The 16,553-nt window shown below is 71.8% G+C and carries 17 protein-coding genes; 7 read left to right on the top strand and 10 right to left on the bottom strand.

What is annotated here, in order from left to right:
- Window positions 1-116 precede the first annotated feature (116 nt).
- Window positions 117-1,415 carry a streptophobe family protein gene (locus IE212_RS23145; protein WP_190199828.1) on the top strand — a complete coding sequence of 433 codons (1,299 nt, stop codon included), beginning with the start codon at window positions 117-119 and terminating at the stop codon, window positions 1,413-1,415.
- A 30-nt stretch (window positions 1,416-1,445) separates the two neighbouring features.
- On the opposite strand, the gene IE212_RS23140 is transcribed toward IE212_RS23145, so the two are convergent.
- From IE212_RS23140 to IE212_RS23125, 4 genes are read right to left on the bottom strand one after another with little or no spacing between them, the layout of a single operon-like run.
- Window positions 1,446-2,432 carry a serine/threonine-protein kinase gene (locus IE212_RS23140; protein WP_190199827.1) on the bottom strand — a complete coding sequence of 329 codons (987 nt, stop codon included), beginning with the start codon at window positions 2,430-2,432 and terminating at the stop codon, window positions 1,446-1,448.
- On the bottom strand, window positions 2,429-3,313 hold the full coding sequence (locus IE212_RS35555) for a hypothetical protein (protein ID WP_308430240.1): 885 nt from the start codon (window positions 3,311-3,313) through the stop codon (window positions 2,429-2,431). Before IE212_RS35555 ends, IE212_RS23140 begins: the two co-directional genes overlap by 4 nt.
- 9 nt (window positions 3,314-3,322) lie before the next feature.
- Window positions 3,323-5,653, bottom strand: coding sequence for an FHA domain-containing protein (locus IE212_RS23130; protein WP_190199826.1), 2,331 nt, complete (start codon window positions 5,651-5,653; stop codon window positions 3,323-3,325).
- 46 nt (window positions 5,654-5,699) lie between these two features.
- Window positions 5,700-6,110 (bottom strand): hypothetical protein, encoded by a 411-nt coding sequence (locus IE212_RS23125; RefSeq protein WP_190199825.1) that lies wholly within the window; start codon window positions 6,108-6,110, stop codon window positions 5,700-5,702.
- Window positions 6,111-6,418: 308 nt separating this feature from the next.
- Between IE212_RS23125 and IE212_RS23120 the strand changes: the two genes are divergently transcribed.
- Entirely contained in the window at window positions 6,419-6,706 is a 288-nt protein-coding gene (locus tag IE212_RS23120; protein WP_190199824.1) for a DUF1905 domain-containing protein, read from the top strand.
- Here IE212_RS23120 and mgrA read toward each other — a convergent pair.
- Window positions 6,696-7,688 (bottom strand): L-glyceraldehyde 3-phosphate reductase, encoded by a 993-nt coding sequence (mgrA, locus tag IE212_RS23115; protein ID WP_190199823.1) that lies wholly within the window; start codon window positions 7,686-7,688, stop codon window positions 6,696-6,698. The two genes, IE212_RS23120 and mgrA, sit on opposite strands and share 11 nt — an antisense overlap.
- A gap of 117 nt (window positions 7,689-7,805) precedes the next feature.
- Between mgrA and IE212_RS23110 the strand changes: the two genes are divergently transcribed.
- Together IE212_RS23110 and IE212_RS23105 are read left to right on the top strand one after the other, a co-directional pair.
- Window positions 7,806-8,714 carry a LysR family transcriptional regulator gene (locus IE212_RS23110; RefSeq protein ID WP_190199822.1) on the top strand — a complete coding sequence of 303 codons (909 nt, stop codon included), beginning with the start codon at window positions 7,806-7,808 and terminating at the stop codon, window positions 8,712-8,714.
- Window positions 8,715-8,731: 17 nt separating this feature from the next.
- Complete coding sequence (locus tag IE212_RS23105) at window positions 8,732-9,247, top strand: mycothiol transferase (RefSeq protein ID WP_190199821.1); 516 nt, start codon at window positions 8,732-8,734, stop codon at window positions 9,245-9,247.
- Here IE212_RS23105 and IE212_RS23100 read toward each other — a convergent pair.
- Together IE212_RS23100 and IE212_RS23095 are read right to left on the bottom strand one after the other, a co-directional pair.
- Window positions 9,229-10,308 (bottom strand): adenosine deaminase, encoded by a 1,080-nt coding sequence (locus IE212_RS23100; RefSeq protein ID WP_190199820.1) that lies wholly within the window; start codon window positions 10,306-10,308, stop codon window positions 9,229-9,231. The genes IE212_RS23105 and IE212_RS23100 overlap by 19 nt on opposite strands.
- 45 nt (window positions 10,309-10,353) lie before the next feature.
- Window positions 10,354-10,746: a VOC family protein gene (locus tag IE212_RS23095; protein ID WP_190199819.1), complete on the bottom strand. Its 393-nt coding sequence runs from the start codon at window positions 10,744-10,746 to the stop codon at window positions 10,354-10,356.
- Window positions 10,747-10,873: 127 nt separating this feature from the next.
- Here IE212_RS23095 and IE212_RS23090 point away from each other — a divergent pair, with 127 nt between their 5' ends.
- Both IE212_RS23090 and IE212_RS23085 read left to right on the top strand, forming a co-directional pair.
- The gene (locus IE212_RS23090; RefSeq protein WP_190199818.1) at window positions 10,874-11,335 is read left to right on the top strand and encodes a tautomerase family protein; all 462 of its coding nucleotides are present in this window, start codon (window positions 10,874-10,876) and stop codon (window positions 11,333-11,335) included.
- The gene (locus tag IE212_RS23085) at window positions 11,332-11,790 is read left to right on the top strand and encodes a pyridoxamine 5'-phosphate oxidase family protein (RefSeq protein WP_190199817.1); all 459 of its coding nucleotides are present in this window, start codon (window positions 11,332-11,334) and stop codon (window positions 11,788-11,790) included. The genes IE212_RS23090 and IE212_RS23085 overlap by 4 nt, the downstream gene beginning before the upstream one ends.
- Before the next feature lie 97 nt (window positions 11,791-11,887).
- Here the strand turns inward: IE212_RS23085 and IE212_RS23080 are convergent, their stop codons facing one another.
- From IE212_RS23080 to IE212_RS23070, 3 genes are all read right to left on the bottom strand, one after another.
- Window positions 11,888-12,799 (bottom strand): oxidoreductase, encoded by a 912-nt coding sequence (locus tag IE212_RS23080; protein WP_190199816.1) that lies wholly within the window; start codon window positions 12,797-12,799, stop codon window positions 11,888-11,890.
- Between the two features lie 40 nt (window positions 12,800-12,839).
- On the bottom strand, window positions 12,840-14,201 hold the full coding sequence (locus IE212_RS23075) for a phosphoinositide-specific phospholipase C-related protein (RefSeq protein ID WP_190199815.1): 1,362 nt from the start codon (window positions 14,199-14,201) through the stop codon (window positions 12,840-12,842).
- Window positions 14,202-14,268: 67 nt separating this feature from the next.
- Window positions 14,269-15,159, bottom strand: a complete 891-nt coding sequence (locus tag IE212_RS23070; protein ID WP_190199814.1) for a glycoside hydrolase family 19 protein — start codon at window positions 15,157-15,159, stop codon at window positions 14,269-14,271.
- A gap of 286 nt (window positions 15,160-15,445) precedes the next feature.
- On the opposite strand from IE212_RS23070, the gene IE212_RS23065 reads away from it, so the two are divergent.
- Window positions 15,446-16,495: an acyl-CoA dehydrogenase family protein gene (locus IE212_RS23065; RefSeq protein ID WP_190199900.1), complete on the top strand. Its 1,050-nt coding sequence runs from the start codon at window positions 15,446-15,448 to the stop codon at window positions 16,493-16,495.
- Window positions 16,496-16,553: the final 58 nt, after the last annotated feature.

Here is a 16,553-nt window from a genome sequence, read left to right as displayed (position 1 = left end):
ATACCGCTTGATTCCACTACGAGTTCATTGTGTGCTCCGGTCCCGTACGCCCCGCAAGCTGACGCGGACGGACCTCCCGGCGGGCGGCCGGCACCGGTGCTGCTTAGCGTGGCAGCGTGAGTTCGCGCACCCCCTTCGGCCAGGCTCGTACCTCAGGCGAGCGGGCGGTCGCCCGCCACGGCTGGGCGCACGCCCTCGTCACGGTGGTCGGCGCACTGCTCGCCATGGCGGTGGTGGCCGCGCTCGGCCTGTGGGCCGCCGGGGCCGCGGATCTCCCGGACGGCGCGTTCGCGCCCGTCGTCGCGGCGACGATGGTCACGGCCGTCGGGGGCGCGGTTCGGCTCTCCGGAAGCGCCGGCGATCTCGCCGACACGCAGGCGGGTCTGACGGTGATCCCGCTGTCCGTCACGCTCACCGGGGCACTGGTGGTCGCCTGGGGATTCCTCCGGCCGTTGCGGCACCGCGCGGTCGCCGGTACCGCGGAGCTGGCCGGCTGGGCCGGCCGGATCGCCTCCCTGTGGCTCCTCGCGCTGATCGCCCTGGCACTCGCCGCCCGCCACACCTTCGACATCTCCCTCGGCGACGACACGCTGGGCGAACTCGGCGACCTCTTCGGCGCCTCACCGAGGATCGGCTTCACCACCGACGTGCCGCTGTCCGTCTTCGTCGGCGTGGTGTGGCTGGCCGGTGTCCTGGTGCTGGCCCTGCTGGTGTCGCGCGGGGCGCCGTTGCCGGCCCGGTTGCTGCGCTTCCAGGCGTCGGTGCGGCCGGCCGCGTACGCGATGGTGGCGCTGCTGCTGACCTGCGTCGCCATCGGCGTGGTCATCGCCCTGGTCGTCGCGGCCACCAAGGGGCACGCCAGACAGACGTTCGCGGTGATCCTGCTCGGCATGCCCAACCTGGTCTGGCTCGCGTTCACGATCGGCCTCGGCGCCACCTGGAACGGCCGGGTGGAGGGGCCGTTCGGGCTGCCCATGCCCCATGTGCTGGACGAGGTGCTGCGCACCCCCGACATCTCCGAGCTGAACCTGCGGACGCTCTCCGAGTACGACGGCAGGGTGTGGTGGCTGCTGGTCGTCGACGTGGTGCTGCTGGTCGCCGCCGCGTTCGTGATGGCGGCCCGGTCACCGGCCCGGATCCGGGCCTGGCAGCACGCCGTGCACATGGCGGTGGCCCTCGTGCTGACCGTGTTCATGATCTGCCTCGTCGGACGGGTCTCCGCGCACTTCGGCCTGTCGGTGCTCGGCCTCGGCGACCTGGGCGGTGGTCTGACGGGCGAGCTGTTCCTCAGGCCCCGGCTGTGGGGTGCGGTCGGTCTGGCGGTGCCCTGGGGGCTGGTCACCGGGTTCGCCGGGGCGCTGCTGGCACGGCGGGTACGGCGGCGGGGCGAGGTGCGCGCCGAGCGGGTGGCCTGACGTCGGCATCCGGCCCTCCGCAGGCCGCCGCTACATCCGCTCCGCGAAGACCGGTTCGGCCCAGCGCGGGGGCGGCTTCGGCGGCTCCTTCCCCGGCTGCCGGGACACCCGGGTGGGGGCGCGCCCGGTATCGGGGACGCCGCCGGTCGTCGCGGCGCGCAGGGCCGCGACGAAGTCCAGGCAGGAGGGGTACCGGTCGTCGGGGCTCTTGGCGAGGGCCTTGGCGAAGACCGGGTCGGCCTGCGGGTCGATGCCGGGCCGGTCCTCGGTCAGCGGCGGCGGGTCGTCGTACTGGTGGGCCCACAGCAGGGCCATGTCGTCGTCCCGGCGGAAGGGGGGATGGCCGGTGAGCATCTCGTAGACGACGCAGGCGAAGCCGTAGACGTCACAGCGGGCGTCGACCGGCTTGCCCGAGATCTGCTCGGGGGCGACGTAGTCGAGTGTGCCGACGAACTGGCCGACCGTGGTGAATCCGGTCAGCGACAGCGACTTCTTCGTCAGGCCGAAGTCGGTGAGGTAGACGTGCTCGGGGTGGTCGCTGTCGGTGCCGCGGGCCACCAGGATGTTCCCGGGCTTGACGTCCCGGTGCACCAGCCCGTGCTCGTGGGCCGCGTCGAGCGCGGAGGCGACCTGCGCGGCGACGCGCAGGGCCGTCGCGGGCGGCAACGGGCCCTCCCGGTCCAGGAGATGGCGCAGGTCGCTGCCGGCGACGAACCGCATGGCGATGTACAGCACGCCGTCCGTCTCGCCGGCCTCGAAGACCGGCACGATGTGCGGGTGGTCGATCGCGGCGGCGGCCCTGGACTCGTGGGTGAAGCGGCGCCGGAAGGTGTCGTTGCGGGCGAGCTCGGGGGCGAGCAGCTTGAGCGCGACGGTGCGTTCCAGACGCAGGTCGCGGGCGCGGTAGACCACGGCCATGCCGCCGCGCCCGATCTCCTGCTCGATCCGGTACCCGGCGATCTGCTGGCCGATCAGCTCGGACGGCCGCCCCGAGAAAAGACTCGTCTCGCGGTTCAACGGGCATCACCCTCGGGCGAGACGGCCCTGGTCGGCTCGGCCCCCACGACCCGGGTCGGCGGCGCCTCAGCGGGCCGGTCCGCCTCCTCGGCCTCCTGGTCCTCGTCCTCGGGGCCGGGCGACACGACACGCGTGGGCGGCGCCTGTGCGGGCCGGTCCCTGTCCTCGTCTAGGCGCGTGGACCCGGGATCCGCAGAGGACACCACCCGCGTCGGCTCCGGTGCCTCGGGCGGCCCAGCAGGCCTCGGCTCCCGAGCCTCGGGCGACACCACCCGCGTCGGCTCCGGCGCGGCGGGAGGTGCCCACTCGGACCGAGGCGCCTCCCCCGCGGCCTCGGGCGGCACGACCCGTGTCGGGACCGGCGCCGGAGGCCGGGCAGGGTGCGACGCGGGGTCGGCCCGGGGTGTCTCGTCCGTCGCGTACGTGGTCGTCCCCGCGCCCTCGGAGTACACCCAGTGCCCGTGCGCGGCGTCGTAGAGCCAGACGGACTCGCCGTCGACGACGACACCGATCCGCAAACCGTGCGTGCGGGTGTGGAAGGACTCCCGGTCCATGCCGTGCGCGAGGTCCTCCACCGCCGACCGGTAGCGCGCCAGGGCCTCCTGCGCGCGCCCCAGCAGCGGACGCGGGTCCGCGCCGCGCGTGAGCGCACCGTCCGCCGAGGGCGGGTCCTGGGGTACGGCGACCAGGCGGCGGCCGTCGACCCAGGCCGACCAGCCGTTGGAGCACAGCACATGACCCCAGTCGCCCTGCCGTGCGAGGAGCTGTACCGGCAGCAGGGGGTCGAGGTCGACGGTGGGCCGGGCCGGGTCGGGTGCTTCCCAGGCCGGCATCCCGTGCTGCGGGACGATGTGGGTGGGCCGGAAACCGGGTGTCGTCACGGGCGCCCCCTACTTCCGCATCACGGCCGGTTCGTGCCGGCGCAGCAGCCGGGACACGAGGAACCCGAAGAGCACCGACAACACGACCAGCATCCCGACGTCGAGCAGCCACGTGCCCGCCGAGTGCTCGAAGAGCGGGTCCTTCGTCAGGTCGTCGGGCACGATCCGGGCCAGGTCGACGGTTCCGGCCATCGCGGCCAGCGCCCAGCGCGCCGGCACCAGCCAGCCGAGCTGCTCCAGCCCGGGTACGCCGTCCAGTTTCAGCAGGGCGCCGCAGAAGACGACCTGGACGATGGCGACGAGCACCAGCAGAGGCATCGTCACCTCTTCCTTGCGCACCAGCGCCGAGATGAGCAGCCCGAGCATCATCGCCGTGAACGCCAGCAGGGCGACCGCGATCGCGATTTCCACCAGGGGCGGCATCAGCACACCCTCGCCGCCGGGCGCGCCGAGGTCCACGCCGAGCAGGGCGACCAGGGTCAGCACCACCGCCTGCAGCACGGTGATGACGCCCAGCACCACGACCTTCGACATCAGGTACGCCGATCTGGACAGGCCCACCGTCCGCTCCCGCTGGTAGATCACACGTTCCTTGACGAGCTCGCGCACGGCGTTGGCGGCGCCGGTGAGCACCGCGCCGACGCACAGGATGAGCAGCGTGTTCATCGCCGTGTCGGCGGTGAGTTCGCCGCCCGACAGGGCCCGCGCCATCACACCCATCACGAAGGGCAGGGCGATCATGATGATCAGGAACGTGCGGTCGGCGCTGAGCGCGGAGGCGTACCGGCGCACCAGCGTGTTCAGCTGGGCGGACCGGCTGCGCGGCCGGGGCGGCGCGGTGATGACGACGGGCCCGGACCGGGGCTGCCGGGGCTGGGCGGTGGCGTCGGCGACGTACCGGGCGTGGAAGGGCGATCCGAGGTACTCCCCCGCCCAGTCCCGGTCGGTGTCCCGGTCGAAGGCCTCGAAGGCCTCCGGCCACTGTTCGAAGCCGAAGTAGGGCAGGGCGTCCTCGGGCGGCCCGTAGTAGGCGGTCCTGCCACCGGGCGCGAGCACCAGGAGCCGGTCGCAGACGTCGAGGCTGAGCACGCTGTGGGTGACGACGATGACGGTACGGCCGTCGTCGGCGAGACCGCGCAGCATGTGCATCACCGAGCGGTCCATGCCGGGGTCGAGTCCTGAGGTCGGCTCGTCGAGGAACAGCAGCGACGGCTTCGTGAGCAGCTCCAGAGCCACGCTGACCCGTTTGCGCTGGCCGCCGGAGAGGCTGTGCACGGGCTGGTCGGCGCGCTGTTCCAGGCCCAGTTCCCGGATGACCTCGTCGACCCGGGCGCGCCGTTCGGCCTTGGCGGTGTCCTGCGGGAAGCGCAGCTCGGCGGCGTAGGAGAGGGCTTTGCGGACGGTCAGCTGGGCGTGCAGGATGTCGTCCTGCGGCACCAGGCCGATGCGCTGGCGCAGCTCCGCGTAGTCGTGGTAGAGGTCGCGGCCGTCGTAGAGGACGGTGCCGTGGCCGGCGGGCCGCTGGCCGGTGAGGGCGTTGAGGAGCGTGGACTTGCCGGCGCCGCTCGGTCCGACGACGGCGAGCAGGCACTTCTCCTCCACCGGGAAGGACACGTGGTCGAGCAGCGTCTTGCGGCCGCGGTCGACGGTGACCACGAGGTCCTGCACGTCGAGCGAGACCTCGCCGGTGTCGACGTACTCCTGGAGTTCTTCGCCGACCAGGCAGAACGCCGAGTGGCCGATGCCGACGATGTCACCCTGGCCGACCGGTGCGCTGGTGACGGGGCTGCCGTTGAGGTACGTGCCGTTGTGGCTGCCCAGGTCGGTGATCTCGTACGTCCCGTCGGGCAGGGCGCGCAGTTCGGCGTGCCGCCTGGAGACCACCAGGTCGTCGATGACCAGGTCGTTGTCCGTCGCGCGGCCGATGCGGACGGTCCGGGTGGGCAGCGGGCGTACGGTCGTCGGCTGCCGGTAGGTTCCGGTCGAGGCCGGCATGGAGACGACGGAGGGGCGTTCCGGGGCCGGTGCGGGACGGCCCAGCACGATGACGCGCGGCCCGTCGGCCGGATCCCCGAAGCGGATGACGCTGCCGGGTCCGACATCCGATTCACGGATGCGCCGGCCGTCGGCGTACGTGCCGTTGGTGCTGTTCCGGTCCTCGATGGTCCAGTGCCCGTCGTCCGGCCGCAGCACGGCGTGGTGCCATGAGACCCGGTCGTCGTCGATGACGATGTCGCTCAACGGGTCGCGCCCTACGTGGTAGTCGTGGCCCGGCATCATCACCGTGGAGCCCGTCTCGGTCTCCAGGACGAGTTCTGGTGTCACCGACGACTGCGCCATGACCAGGATTCTACCGATATGGCCTATTTCTGACTCGGTGAACGGCTCAGGCCACGGGCACGCCCAGAACGGGAGCCGTCCGCTGCATCCGCAGGGCGTCGACGGACTCGGCGAGCAGTTCGTACTCGGTGGTGTCGTCGCTGGTGGCGATCCGCACCAGCCGCCCGGCCGCCAACTCCTCGGCGACCCGCTCCTGCTGGGCGGGATCGGCGCACCAGGCGCGCAGCAGCGTGGGCACGTCCGTCACGGTCTCGGGGACCGGCACGAGCGCGCCCGGCGGTAAGTGCTCGGCCTCGGGCCGGGGGTCGAGGCGCTGGGCGATCCAGGAGGCGCGATCGCGCAGCCACCACAGGGCGAGGGCGAGGGTGGGAGCCCGGTAGGTGCCGAGGGGCACTCCGATGCGGCGGCCGCCGCAGACTCCGTACGCCGTGACGTGGCACAGAAACTCGTCGTGCACGTGACCCTCCCCCGTTGCCCGCCCGTCTGCCGGCCCGGCTGCGTCCTGCCGCGGCTCACGTGCTGTGCGTAAGGGCGCCGTCGCTCGATGTGAAGCGCTCTCGGAGGTCAGTATGTTCACTACTGAACCACTGTCACCACGACTTTCCGGCCAGTCTCCTGGCATATTCACACCCCGAATTGGCCGAAACCGGTGCACGTACCTCCGGTGGCACCACGGCCGGCCCGCCGGGGTGTGCGGCCGGCGATGAATTCTCCGGAGTCCGGCGGTCCGGAATACGGGAGACCACCGGACGCCGGAGGAACACCATGGCCACGACCGGACGACTGGACGCGGAATTCACCGCCGTCCTGCGCAAGAGCCCCGCCGAAGGCGGCTGGACCTACCTGGTCTGGCCCCGGTCCGTCGAGTTCTTCGGCACCCGCGGCCTGGTCAAGGTCCGCGGGACGATCGACGGGCATCCTTTCCGCAGCTCGTTCATGGCCCTGGGCGACGGCACGCACAAGCTGCCCGTGAAGGCCGAGGTCCGCAAGGCCATCGGCAAGCAGGAGGGCGACACGGTGACCGTGCGCCTGGAGGAGCGGGTCACGGCCTGACGATGGCGTCGATCCTGGCCAGTTCGTCGGTGTCGAAGTCCAGGTTGCCGATCGCGCCGACACTGTCCTCCAGCTGCCGCGCACTGCTCGCGCCGACCAGCGCGGACGTCACCCGGCCGCCGCGCAGCACCCAGGCCAGCGCCATCTGGGCCAGGGTCTGGCCGCGCGACTTGGCGACGTCGTTCAGGTCGCGCAGCCGGCCCACCAGCTCCTCCGTGACCGCGTCGGAGTTCAGGAACGGGCTGTCGCTCGCGGCCCGGGAATCCTCGGGGATGCCGTCCAGGTAGCGGGCGGAGAGCAGGCCCTGCTCCAGCGGGGAGAAGACGATGGAGCCCACCTGGAGCTCGTCGAGGGCGTCCAGCAGGCCCTCGTCCTCCGGGCGGCGGTCCAGCATCGAGTAGCGCGGCTGGTGGATGAGGAGCGGGGTGCCGAGCTCACCCAGGATGCGGGCGGCCTCGCGGGTCTGCTCGGCGGAGTAGTTGGAGACACCGACGTAGAGCGCCTTGCCCTGCTGCACCGCCGAGTGCAGGGCACCCATGGTCTCCTCCAGCGGGGTGTCCGGGTCGGGGCGGTGCGAGTAGAAGATGTCGACGTAGTCGAGCCCCATCCGCTTCAGGCTCTGGTCGAGCGAGGACAGCACGTACTTGCGCGAGCCCCACTCGCCGTACGGTCCGGGCCACATCAGGTAGCCGGCCTTGGTGGAGATGACCAGCTCGTCGCGGTAGGCCGCGAAGTCCGACTTCAGGAACGCGCCCAGCGCGGACTCGGCGGCGCCGGGCGGCGGGCCGTAGTTGTTGGCGAGGTCGAAGTGGGTGACGCCGAGGTCGAAGGCGCGGCGCAGGATGGCGCGCTGTGTCTCGACGGGCCGGTCCGGGCCGAAGTTGTGCCACAGGCCGAGTGAGAGCGCGGGGAGCCGAAGGCCGCTGCGTCCGGTGCGCCGGTAGGGCATGTCCGCGTAGCGGTCGGGATCTGCGGTGTACAACGCGACTCCAGAAGGGTTGGCGCAGTCGGGAAAGAACCGGTGTCCACTCTGGCGTGACCTGCTCCCATGCGTCCAACAGAAGAATCCGATGGAATTCAGCGACTACGCTTCTCAGTCATGGAACTGCGTCACCTGCAGCACTTCGTCGCGGTCGCCGAGGACCAGCACTTCACACGGGCGGCGGAGCGTCTCCTGGTGTCCCAGTCGGGTCTGTCGGCCTCGATCCGGGCGCTGGAGCGGGAACTGCAGACACCGCTGTTCGTGCGCACGACCCGGCGGGTGACGCTCACCCCGGCCGGCCGGGCGCTGCTCGTCGAGGCGGAGCGCATCCTCGCGCAGGTGCGGACGGCCCACGAGGCGGTGGCGGCGGTGCAGGGCGTGCTGCGCGGCAGGCTCGCACTGGGCAGCGAGCAGTGCATCGCCGGGGTGCACGTGGCGGGGCTGCTGGCCGCGTTCCGGCACCGTCATCCGGACGTGGAGATCTGTCTGCGGCAGGCGGGGTCGGGCGTGCTCGCGGACGACGTCGCGGCCGGGCGGCTCGACCTGGCCTTCGCCGTGCGGACCCAGGCGGACAGCGACCGGTTGCGGTCGGTGCCGCTGACCAGTGAGCCGATGACCTTGCTGTGCCACTCCAGCCACCGGCTCGCCGCCGCCGGTGCGGCCATCACGCCGGAGGAACTGGGCGGGGAGGTGTTCGTGGACTTCCAGCCGGACTGGGGGCCGCGGCGCACCACCGACACGGTGTTCGCCGCGGCGGGGGTGCGACGGACCGTGGCCCTCGAGGTGAACGACGTGCACACACTGCTCGACCTGGTCGGCGAGAACCTCGGCATCGCCGTCGTGCCGCGGCACTTCGCGCACAAGCGCGCCTGGCTGGCCGCACTGCCCGTGAAGGGGACCGGTGAGGCCGTCTACGAAACGGTGGCGCTGCTGCCGCCCCGGCAGGCCACCAGCCCGGCGGCCCGGGCGCTGATGGCGCTGCTGGAGACCACCGGCGGGCAGGCCGGGACGCACGGGACGCGGTGATGCGCGATGGTGGAGCCATGCATGCCAAGGACATCCTCATCGACGGCTACAACCGCATCCGCGAAGAAGTCCACGCCACCGTCGGGGGACTCGGGCCCGACGAGCTGAGCGCCCGCCCCTCCCCCGACACCAACTCCATCGCCTGGCTGGTCTGGCATCTCACCCGCGTCCAGGACGACCACGTCGCCGACGCCTTCGGCCTCGACCAGGTGTGGCTGTCCCAGGACTGGGAAAAGCGCTTCGGGCTGGGCCTGCCCCGGCACGACACCGGCTACGGGCACAGTCCGGCCAAGGTGGCCAAGGTCCGGGTCGACTCCGGCGACATGCTGACCGGCTACTACGACGCGGTGCACGCGCAGACCCTCGACGCCCTGCACGGCCTGGCGGCCAGGGATCTGGACCGCATCGTCGACGAGCGCTGGGACCCGCCGGTCAGTCTGGGCGTGCGACTGGTCAGCGTCCTGTCCGACGATCTCCAGCACATCGGACAGGCCGCCTACCTCAGGGGACTGCTTCAGAGCGCGGCCTCGTAGCCGGGCAGCACCACGTCCCGGATGAGCGCGTTCCGCTCGTCGAACGGGAGGAACGCGCTCTTCAGGGCGTTCACCGTCACCGTCCGCAGGTCCTCGACGGTCCAGCCCGCCTGCTCGACCAGCAGGGACATCTCGCGGGTCATCGTGGTGCCCGACACCAGCCGGTTGTCGGTGTTGAGCGTGACGCGGAAGCCCAGGTCCTTCAGCGCGGTGATCGGGTGCTCGGCGATGGAGGCCGCGGCACCGGTCTGGAGGTTGGACGTCGGGCACATCTCCAGCGCGATGCGCCGGTCGCGCACCCAGCCGGCGAGGCGGCCGAGCTTGCCGGCCGCGAGGTCGGGGATGTCGTCGGTGATGCGCACGCCGTGGCCGATGCGCTGGGCGCCGCAGATCTGGAGGGCCTGGTGGATGCTGGACAGGCCGTCGGCCTCGCCGGCGTGGATGGTGAACGGCACGCTCTCGCGGCGCAGGTACTCGAAGGCCTCGAGGTGGTCCGCGGCGGGGAAGCCGGCCTCGGCCCCGGCGATGTCGAAGCCGACGACACCGGCGTCCCGGAAGGCGACGGCCAGGTCGGCGGCCTCGCGGACCCGGTCGAACATCCGCATGCCGCACAGCAGGGTTCCCACGCGCACCGGAGTGCCGGCGGCCGCGGCCTTCGCCATGCCGGCGGCGAGGCCCTCCTGCACGGTCTCGACGACCTCGGCGAGGGTGAGCCCGCCGTTGGTGTTCAGCTCGGGGGCGTAGCGCACCTCGCCGTAGACGACCCCGTCGGCCGCGAGGTCGAGGACGTACTCCTCGGCGGTGCGCAGCAGGCCCTCGCGGGTCTGCATGACGGCGAGGGTGTGCTCGAAGGTGGCTATGTAACGCACCAGATCACCGGAGTTGGCGGCCTCGTAGTACCAGGCGGCGAGCTCGTCGGGGTCGGTGGTGGGCAGGGTGTGGCCGATCGCGTCGGCGAGCTCCACCACGGTGGCGGGGCGCAGGCCGCCGTCGAGGTGGTCGTGCAGCACGGCCTTGGGGAGGCGGCGGATCACTTCGGTTTCTACGCGCGTAGCGGTCATGGCGGGTCTTTCCTCGGGCGGGTGGTTGAAGCGGAGAGAGAGGGGTCAGACGGCGGGCTGGAGCAGGTCCCAGCGGTTGCCGTACAGATCCCGGAAGACGGCGACGGTTCCGTACGGCTCGTGGCGCGGCTCCTCCAGGAACGTCACGCCCGCCGCGGCCATACGGTCGTGATCGCGGGCGAAGTCGTCGGTGTGCAGGAAGAACCGGACGCGTCCGCCGGTCTGGTCCCCGATCCGGGCGGCCTGCGCCTCCCCCTTGGCACGGGCGAGCAACAGCCCGGGCCCCATGCCCGCGGGCCCGGGCTCGACGACGACCCAGCGGGACCCGTCGGGCCTCGGCGCGTCCTCGACAAGCCGGAACCCCAGGGCTTCGGTGTAGAAGCGGATCGCCTCGTCGTAGTCGTCGACGACGAGGGCGACCAGGGCGATTCGTCTCATCGCGACCTCTCGGAGCGGGTGGTTGACGGGAGAGGTTATACGTAAAACCCCCCACACGCCAACTAGGCCCGGCAATTCTGTAACTACTAGTATGTACACTCATGATCGTCGACCCTACGGAGGCCGCATGCCGTTCGTCCGCATAGACACGCTCCGCGCAGGCCCCGAGCGCCTCGCCGCACCCGGCCGCGCCGTCCAGGACGCCCTGGCGGAGACGATCGGCATCCCGCCCGACGACCGGTTCCAGGTCCTGGTGGATCACGACGGCACCAGCGGCACCCTGCGCTACGACGACTACCTCGGCGTCCGTCGCGACGACGGCATCGCCTACGTCGCGATCACGCTGCGCAGCGGCCGCGGGCCCGCGCGGAAGCGGGCGCTGTACCGGAGGATCGCCGAGCTCGCGCACGCCTACGCGGGCACCGAGCCGCGGAACGTGTTCGTCGTGCTGACGGAGAACGAGTCGGCCGACTGGTCCCTCGGAGAGGGGGGCGGCGCAGTACCTGGAAGGACCGAGGACGTAGGTCTCCGGCCTACGCCCATGGCCCGAGGTGCGATGCCAGTGCCCCCGCTAACGTCCCGCACATGAAGATCACCGAACCCCCTCGCCCTCCCGAGCAGCGCAAGGCGGACCTGCTGGACCGCCTGGAGCGGGAGATCGACATCTGGGCCGCCACCGCGGACGGCGCAGGAGTGCCCTGTCTGGTACCGCTGTGGTTCGTATGGCACGAAGAGGCCGTGTGGCTGTGCACCCGGCCGAACAATCCCACGGGCCGCAACCTGCGGAACGGCCGGCGGACCCGGCTGGCCTTCGGCGACACGCGCGACGTCGTGCTCATCGACGGCGAGGTGGAGACCTTCGCGGCCCCCGAGGTGCCACGCGCCGCGGCCGAGGCGTTCCGTGCGAAGACCGGCTGGGATCCACGCGAGGACGACGCCTCGTACGCGTTCTTCCGGGTGCGCCCACACGCGGTGCAGGCGTGGTGCGAGGTGCACGAACTGCCCCGGCGGCACCTCATGCGGGACGGGGCCTGGGTGATCTGAACACGACGGGCATGACCGGTGAGGCAGTGGACGTGCGACGGCGAGCCGTACGACCGCGGCGGTCGCCGCCCGAATCCCTGCCGGCGTCCGGAGCGCCTCACCTTTCCGCGCTGCGCCGCGACGCGCCCAACCTGTCCAGCTCCTGGTCGGTGAGGCGGATGGCACCCGCTGCCACGTTCTGCGCGAGGTGCTCGGGGTTGCCGGTGCCCGGGATGACGAGGACGTGCGGGCCCTGGTGCAGGGTCCAGGCGATGCGGATCTGCGCGGGGCTCGCACCGTGGGCGCGGGCCACGGCTCGTACGTCCTCGTCGTGGGCCGTGGTGGCGCCGAGCTCCCCGCTCTCGCCGGCGACGGCGTAGAACGGCACGAAGGCGATGCCCTGTTCCCCGCAGATCCGCAGCAGTTCGTCGGCGGCGGGGTCGGGGCGGTCGATGGCATATCGATTCTGCACACATACCACCGGCGCGATGGCCTGCGCCTCGGCGAGGTGCCGGGACTCGACGTTGGAGATGCCCAGGTGCCGGATCAGACCAGCCGCACGCAGTTCCGCGAGGGCGCCGAAATGCTCGGCGATCGAGTCGCACTTCGGCATCCGGCGCAGGTTCACCACGTCGAGGTGGTCGCGGCCGAGCTGGCGCAGATTCTCCTCGACGTGCCCGCGCAGTTCGTCGGGACGCGCCGAGGTGCCCCACTTACCGTCGTAGGTCCGGTGGGGGCCCACCTTGGTGACGATGACGAGGTCGTCGGGGTAGGGCGCGAGGGCGCTGTTGATGAGTTCGTTGGCGGAGCGCAGTGACGAGAAGTAGAAGGCGGCCGTGTCGATGTGGTTCACACCGAGGCCGGCCGCCCCGCGCAGGACGGCGATCGACCGGTCCCGGTCGCTCGGGGTGCCGTGGTGGAAGGCGGCGCTGCCCGCCAGCCGCATCGCGCCGAAGCCGAGGCGGTGGACGGGCAGGTCGCCCAGGGTCCAGGTGCCGGCGGCGTCCGCGGTGATCGTGGTTGAGCTCATCGGTGGAGTTTCACACAGGCCGCGGACCGGTGCGGCCGGTTCACGGATACGTGTACGAGTTGAGGGCGGCGACGGCGGAGCCCGGGTTGCCGCGGTCGTAGTGGTCGACGGCGAGGAAGGTGGGCTTCTTGCGGGCGGCCGGCTGGCAGAACCGCCGGGCACGGTCGGCGAGTTTGGTGTTGTCCGTGCCGGCGGTGCCGGTGACCGGGACGTCGCGGAAGTGGTTCATGACGAACAGGGGGCGGAAACCGGGCTCGGTACGGGTCAGCGGAATGTTGGTGTTCGCGTCGTACCAGCGGCTGTAGCAGGACCAGTCGGATGAACCGACGCCCGGGCCCATGGACCAGTGGTTCTCGACGGTCCACTCCGACTGGTACATGACGCCGAAGCTGTCCCGGGTCAGACCCGCGGCCTGGTCGGCGACACGGCTGCGGTCGGTGAAGATCAGCAGCCGGTCGTTGCCGGCGATCAGGCCGGCCATGGTGGGCCAGCCGTTCTGCCGGACGCCCGTGAGGTCGGGCCGGTACAGCACGTCCGACAGCCCGTCGACGCGGGCGAGTTCGTCGCGCAGGACGCCCGGGTCGACGTAGTCCTCCAGGAAGACGGTGACGAACGCTTCGGGGTGGGCCTTCAGGAAGTCGACCATGCGCTGGAGGTCGGCCGAGAGGGCGACCGGCCTGCTGACGAGGGCGCAGCTGTTGTGGCAGAGGATCGCGCCGTCCCGGGTCTGGTGGATGTCCAGCATGAACCCTCGTACTCCGTCGGCGAGTTGGCGTTCGATGCCGCGGGTCTGGTTGGGGACGAGGTTGACGAAGGGCGGGGCGAAGCCGCCGTCGACGCCGTTGGCGTACGCGTTGTGCGTGGTGAGGAAGGTGACCTGGTCCAGGGTGCGGCGGTCCTGCGGCGGCATGGGGGCGGTGGCCGGGTCGACAGGCGTGAGGTACCAGGTGGCGAGGTCGTCCGGGCCGCCCAGGGTGAGGCGTGCGGGGTAGGTGGACCCGGCCGGCTTGGGGGCCACCGTGAGGTGACGCGCGGTCCCCGGGACCGTGAGCCGGTAGCGGTCGGCGCCGGTCGCCGAGATCTCCCAGGCGGCGTCGCCGCTCGTGCAGGCGACGGTGGCGGCCAGGTCGCCCGCGCGGCCGAGGCAGGTGCCGGGCGCGTCGGTGTTCTCCAGCAGGTACGAGGATCCGCCGGCCTTCAACCGCCACTGCTGACGGTCCTCGTCGCCGCGGGGTCTGTGCTGCTCGACCGCGCCGCCGGTGCCGGCCGCGTTGAGTCCGGTCGTCGCGCTCTGGACGTAGTACGTGCCCGGTGCCGGAACGGCGGCGGCAGAGGTCCGGGGTGCCACGACCGCGGCGGCCAGCGCTGCGGTCGTGGCGAGCAGGGCCTGGGGGGTGCGCATGGGAGGTGCCCTTCATCCGACGATCGGTCAGGTGCATGACACCCGGCATGACACCACGCGCCGGGCGTCAGCAGTAGAGGTTGCCGCCGGGTGCCGTCCCCAGGATCTGCGTGAACCGCTGGTAGTTGGTGACACGGCTCTGCACCTGCGCCGGGTTCTTGCCGTCGCACTCCAGCGAGCCGTTGATGCTGCGGATGGTCTGGCCGAAACCTGCGCCGTTGACCATGGCGTTGTGCGGGGTCATGGTGCCGGGGCCGGTCTGGGTGTTCCAGTACCACAGGGCCGTCTTCCAGGCCACGGCCGCGTCGTTCTGCACCAGCCAGGGGTTGTTCAGCAGATCGATGCCGAGCGCGTCGCCCGCGGCCTTGTAGTTGAAGTTCCAGCTGAGCTGGATCGGGCCGCGCCCGTAGTAGGCGGCCTGGCCGGCCGGACAGCCGTAGGGGCGGTTCCAGTCGCAGTAGTGCGGGTAGTTGGCGGTGTTCTGCTCCACCACGTGCACCAGCCCGCCGGTCTCGTGGCTGACGTTGGCGAGGAAGGCGGCCGCCTCCTGCTTCCTCACCGTGTCGCTGCCGGTGTTGGCGAAGGCGGGGTAGGCGCTCAGGGCCGCGGTGAGGCCGCGGTAGGTGTAGAACGGATTCCGGTTCGGGAACATCTGATTGAACTGCGCCTCCGACACGACGAAGCGCGCGTCGGGCGTGCCCGGGCCGCTGTCACAGGCGTACGGCTCCCAGTACCAGGTGCTGATGGTCGGGTCGTAGCCCGGATTGGCGTGCTCGGCGATGTAAGCCTTGCCGTCGGTGTAGCGGACGATGTCGCCGGCGGCGTACGACTTTCCCGCCACCCAGTTCGGATAGCTGGAACAGGCGGCTGCGGAGGCGGTGGAGGCGGGCAGCAGCACCGGCGCGGCGCCCGCGAGGACGAGGGTGGCAAGGACTGCGGAGACACGGCGTCTCGACACGGGATCAACTCCTTCGCGGAGCACGGCCGCACCCTGACGAGGGCAAGGCGGAGCAGGCCCTTGACCGCACGCACCGGTGGCCCGGTCGCGGCGTGGGGCGGCCGTGGTGGAGGGTGTGAGGCATACTCAAGCGTTTTGGTCTGTACCAGTCAAGGGTGTAGACCAGTCATCGTGCGACGGCCGCCCCGGACAGCGCCTCGGGCTCCCGCGCGAACGACACGCCCCCCGGATCGACGCCCCGCGCCGCCTGGCCGCCAGAATTCCCCGCATGACCTCCACGCCGCCCCTGCCCTCCACCCCCCACCCCCTCGTCACCCGAGCACAGCGGCTGGCGCGCGAACTCCTGGTCCCGAACGCCGAGCGCGTCGACCAACAGGAGGTCCCGGCGAGCCACATCGCCGCGGTGAAGCGGTCAGGCCTGCTCGGGGTGAGCGCGCCGGAGGAGTACGGCGGGGCGGACGCGCCCGTCACCGTCGCGCGGGAGAGTGCGGAGATCCTGGCGGGGGCGTGCTGCTCCACCTGGTTCGTGCAGACACAGCACCACACACCGGTGAAGCTGCTCGCCACGTACGACTCGCCGGTCCGGGCGCGGCTGCTGCGCCCGCTGGCGACCGGCGAGTTGCTGGCGGGCATCGCCTACGCCCACGTGCGGGCCTTCCCCCGGGTCCCCGTGCGGGCCGCCGCGGACCGGGGCGGCTGGCGCTTCGAGGGCAAGGTGCCCTGGTACACGGGGTGGGGCCTGAACGACGTGATGCTGCTGGCGGGTGTGACGGACACGGCCGAGGTGGTGTTCGTCGTCGTGGGGGCCCGCGAGCAGCCGGGGATGCGCCCGTCGGCGCCGATGCGGCTCGCTGCCCTCAGCGCCGCACGCACGGTGTCCCTGGAGCTGGACGGCCTGTGGGCGCCGCAGGAGTCCGTCGTGCTGCGCGCCTCACAGGAGGAGTTCGCTTTGGTGGACCTGCCCAGGGCCGCCAACACCAGTCCGGCCGTGTTCGGGGTCGCGGCCGCGGCGCTGGACTTGGTGGCGCGAGCCCGGGAAGGCGACGAGCCGGCCCGGTCGCTGCGGGCCCGGCTCGACCAGGTCCGGCGGGAGGCCTATGCCCTGGCCGACCACCCCGTCCCGCACGAGACCGTCCCGGAACGTCTGGCGGTGAAGACCCGGGCGTACGACGTGATGCGCGCGGCCACGACCGCGGCGATCGTGGCCGGCGGCGGCCGCTCCATGGCCCTGGACAGCCGCGCCCAGCGGCTGGCCCGCGAGGGGATGTTCCTGCTGGTGCAGGGACAGACGGCCGATGCCCGCCGAGCGCACCTCGGCGCGCTGGCGTCCGGCTGACGGACCGCGAGGTGCGGCGGCCTTTTCGGCCCATCACTTCCGCGGTGCGTGCCGCGGT

It is taken from the genome of Streptomyces djakartensis (assembly GCF_014651075.1).
GTDB lineage: Bacteria > Actinomycetota > Actinomycetes > Streptomycetales > Streptomycetaceae > Streptomyces > Streptomyces djakartensis.
Note: the sequence above shows the minus strand (reverse complement) of the source record. Positions and strands in the feature narration are given on the sequence as shown.

Coding starts and splice junctions, on each gene's coding strand:
- IE212_RS23130 (WP_190199826.1), bottom strand. CDS start 5,653: ATGGCGCAGTCGTCGGTGACACCAGAACTCGTCCTGGAGACCGAGACG.
- IE212_RS23120 (WP_190199824.1), top strand. CDS start 6,419: ATGGCCACGACCGGACGACTGGACGCGGAATTCACCGCCGTCCTGCGC.
- IE212_RS23110 (WP_190199822.1), top strand. CDS start 7,806: ATGGAACTGCGTCACCTGCAGCACTTCGTCGCGGTCGCCGAGGACCAG.
- IE212_RS23105 (WP_190199821.1), top strand. CDS start 8,732: ATGCATGCCAAGGACATCCTCATCGACGGCTACAACCGCATCCGCGAA.
- IE212_RS23100 (WP_190199820.1), bottom strand. CDS start 10,308: ATGACCGCTACGCGCGTAGAAACCGAAGTGATCCGCCGCCTCCCCAAG.
- IE212_RS23095 (WP_190199819.1), bottom strand. CDS start 10,746: ATGAGACGAATCGCCCTGGTCGCCCTCGTCGTCGACGACTACGACGAG.
- IE212_RS23090 (WP_190199818.1), top strand. CDS start 10,874: ATGCCGTTCGTCCGCATAGACACGCTCCGCGCAGGCCCCGAGCGCCTC.
- IE212_RS23085 (WP_190199817.1), top strand. CDS start 11,332: ATGAAGATCACCGAACCCCCTCGCCCTCCCGAGCAGCGCAAGGCGGAC.
- IE212_RS23080 (WP_190199816.1), bottom strand. CDS start 12,799: ATGAGCTCAACCACGATCACCGCGGACGCCGCCGGCACCTGGACCCTG.
- IE212_RS23075 (WP_190199815.1), bottom strand. CDS start 14,201: ATGCGCACCCCCCAGGCCCTGCTCGCCACGACCGCAGCGCTGGCCGCC.